Source organism: Streptomyces sp. NPDC002690 (assembly GCF_053592415.1).
The window spans coordinates 1-3114 of sequence record NZ_JBSFVR010000565.1 but is presented as its reverse complement, the minus strand read 5'-3'; the positions used below and the strand labels follow the sequence as shown (position 1 = coordinate 3114).

Below are 3114 nucleotides of genomic sequence, written 5' to 3'. Positions count from 1 at the left end.
ACTGGACCGGGGTGGCGATGCCTTCGAGGTTCAGACCGTACTGGATGGAGACGATCACCATCACGCCGAGGAGGGCGTTCCAGCCGCCTGCCGCCAGCTGCCCGGCCTGCTCCGCATGGCGCTGGGCCTCCGCGAGCCGGGTACGGGCCTGGCTGCCGACCGCGCCCCGGTGCGTGGTGATGTAGTCGGCGGCGGCCGAGATCGCGGAGCGGGCGGTCAGCATCGCCTGGTCCAGCAGCGGACGGGCCCGGGTGTTGCCCTGGTCCCGCTCGCGGGCCCCGGCCAGCGACTCGTCCAGCGCCGCGTCCGCCTCCTCCAGCCGGCGCAGCGCGTCGATCGGGTCGTACGGCCCGCCCGCCACCTCGCCGCGTACGTCCGCCAGCACCGCTTCCGCGCGGCCGATCCGTCCCTGGAGGTCGGCCGTGGACACGCCCTGCGCGGTGCCGCGCAGCAGCCCGTGCGCGTCCGCGAGGTCCGTCTCCATCTCGGTGAGCGCCGCCGGGATGCGGGACGCGGCCTCGGCGAGTTCGGCCGCCCGCCGCTCCACGGCGTCCACCAGGGTCGCGGCCTGGCGGACCGCGCTCTCCGCCGCCCGCACGAACACGGCGGCGTGGGAGTTGTCGCCGCCGTCCACCGCTTGGCGGGCCTGGTTGAGCGAGGAGGTGGCGAAGACCAGCCGCTCCTTTGCCTGTTCGACGTCGTCCGCGACGGGGGCGGCGGCCGAGGGTGCGTACCGGGCGCGCATCGAGTCCAGCGTCGAACCCGCCGTCGCCGTGCGGCCGGCGAGGTCACGGAAGGCCGTCTCCACCTCCGCCAGCGCCTGCGGGGCGTTCTGCTCCAGGGCCCGCAGCCGGTCGAAGTCGGCGGACACCGCGTCGAGCTGCTCGTCGGCGGCGGTGCAGCGGCTGATGATCTCCTCCAGCATCCGGCGCTGGGTCGGTTCGTCCTCCGGGATCGCGTCGTCCAGTTGCTGGCGCAGCCGGAAGGAGGCGGTCAGCTCACTTTTGGCACGTGTCACCGCCGCCAGGAACGGTGCTGCCGCCTCCTCGCCGAACTGGGCCGAGGCGAAACCGAGTTCCTCCTCGCTGGTGCGTACCGCGTCGTCGGTGTCCACCAGCAGTTCCTTGGCGCGGGCGTCCAGTTCGGGCAGCGGGGTGGGTGGTTCGGCAGGCGTCCCGGCACCGGGCGCCCCGGCGCCCCAGCCGGCGGCGGCCGGCGTCGTACGGGTCTTCGCGCGCCGCTTGCGCCGGGAGAGGGCGTACGCCGCGACGAGGAGCACCGCGACGAGCAGGACCGCGGGGAGCAGGAAGTCACCGGCGGTCGTTCCGCCCGAGCCGCTCGAACCGGGATCGGCCGCACCGGGGGAGAGCGACGGGGAAGGCACGGGCTGGTCCGCGAGCACGGCCGCGTAACCGTTCGCCGCGCCGATCGCGGCGCCCGCCCAGTCGTTCACCCGCAGCGCCGGCACGATGGCGGTGGACGCCACGTCCCTCAGCTGGGCGTCGGTGAGCCGGGACGCCTCGTCCACGGAGTACGCGTACTGCCGGTCGTGGGTCGCGACGGCCAGCAGCACGTCGTCCTGGCCCAGGCCGTTGCGCGTGGCGGTCTCGTCGGCCCAGCTCTGCGAGGAGCGGCCGGAGAAGTCGGTCACGTACACCACGAAGAGCTGCACCCGCCGCTCGTCGAAGAGCTGGTCGAGGGCCGCCTCCACCTCCCCGGTGCGGTCCCCGAGCGCCCCGGTGCGGTCGGTGATCTGCCCGTCCTTGGAGAGCGTGACGGGGTTGTCGGCCCGTGCGGGGGCGGCGGTCCCCGCGGCCAGCCAGCAGGCCACGAACAGCACGCCGAGCAGGGCCCGGCAGGGCCGGGATCTGCGGATACGGGTCGCGGGAGGCGTCACATCCAGGAGGCTATGACCACCTTTGGCCCCCCGCGACCCGAGCGTCCGGCGGGGGCGCGGGGACCTGGAGGGAAGCGGTCCGACCGGGGACGGAGGTACGTCAAGTACGTGACGTACTTGACGTACTTGTCGAGTGGCGTCATCCTGGTGGGAAGCCAGAGGAGGGCGACATGTCCGCAGTGCACTACGAGAGCTATACGGAAGCGCGCACGCACTTCAAGGATCTCCTCGATGCGGCAGGCGAGGGGCGAGTGGCGACAGTGCGCCGGGATTCCGGCCGCGCCGCGGTGGTTGATGTCGAGCGCCTCCGTCACTATCTGTCATTGGTCTGCTCGGTAAAGGCGCAGGCCGTCGCGGAGGCCGGAGGCTGGTCGATCTTCATTCCGGGGCTCCCCGTAGCGGCGGACGGAGCGACCTTCGACGAGGCCATCAGCGAAATGGTCGACGCTCTGCGTGAATATGCCGAGGACTGGCAGGATCGACTGAGCACTGCACCCAATCACCGTGACAACTGGGGTCTGGTGCAGCTGATCGGTCTGAGTGACGACGAGCAGCTTGCCGCCTGGCTGGTCGGAGGGGGCCGGTGAACCGGCCGCAGCCGGACCGTGAGCGCCATGAGAAATTCTGTGTGGTAGAGAAGTGGGAGCGGGTTCGTGATGCGCGCGGGCGTACGGGTACGCATCACCTCACCTACGAACTGACGCTGCATGACGCGCGGGTCCTGCGCACGAGGATCTCTCATCCGGTGGACCGCACGGTCTATGGCGCGGGGATGTGGGGGCACATCCTGCGTGATCAACTTGACGTCTCCGAGGACGAATTCTGGGACTGTGTGCTTGACGGCCGACTCCCGGACCGAGGAGTCCCGGCAACGCCGAAGGAAGCTCTGCCTGCGGAACTGGTGTACTTGCTGATCCACAGGGCCGGTCTGGCAGAGGAGACGGTGGCCGAGCTCACCAAAGAAGAGGCGGTGGACCGGCTCCGTCGGTACTGGGCCGAGGGGCCCTGAACACAGGCGGGCAGGGCAACCCGCCCGGGCCGCCTGCGCGCCTGTCCGTACCGAACCGCCCGCCCTCACGTGCGGGCAACCCCGGTGGCGCGTGGCGGACATGCCGACGGCGCGGCCGGAGTGTGGGCTCGAACCACGCGTCCTCCTGTTCGATGTAGACGAGGACCGTGTCCTCGTCCACCGAGGCGTCCCGGGCCAGGTCCGTCAG

General features: G+C 71.6%; 3 protein-coding genes. 2 read left to right on the top strand and 1 reads right to left on the bottom strand.

The genetic code is table 11. The annotated features are described in order from the left end of the window. The coding region (locus tag ACWD3D_RS35225) for a TPM domain-containing protein (RefSeq protein WP_451464756.1) at positions 1 to 1897 on the bottom strand (1897 nt) is incomplete at its 3' end. 170 nt (positions 1898 to 2067) lie between these two features. Between ACWD3D_RS35225 and ACWD3D_RS35220 the strand changes: the two genes are divergently transcribed. Both ACWD3D_RS35220 and ACWD3D_RS35215 read left to right on the top strand, forming a co-directional pair. Then, positions 2068 to 2484 carry a prevent-host-death protein gene (locus ACWD3D_RS35220; RefSeq protein ID WP_451464755.1) on the top strand — a complete coding sequence of 139 codons (417 nt, stop codon included), beginning with the start codon at positions 2068 to 2070 and terminating at the stop codon, positions 2482 to 2484. Next, a complete protein-coding gene (locus ACWD3D_RS35215; protein ID WP_451464754.1) occupies positions 2481 to 2906 on the top strand; it encodes a cytotoxic translational repressor of toxin-antitoxin stability system in 426 nt (141 codons plus the stop codon). The genes ACWD3D_RS35220 and ACWD3D_RS35215 overlap by 4 nt, the downstream gene beginning before the upstream one ends. Positions 2907 to 3114 lie beyond the last annotated feature (208 nt).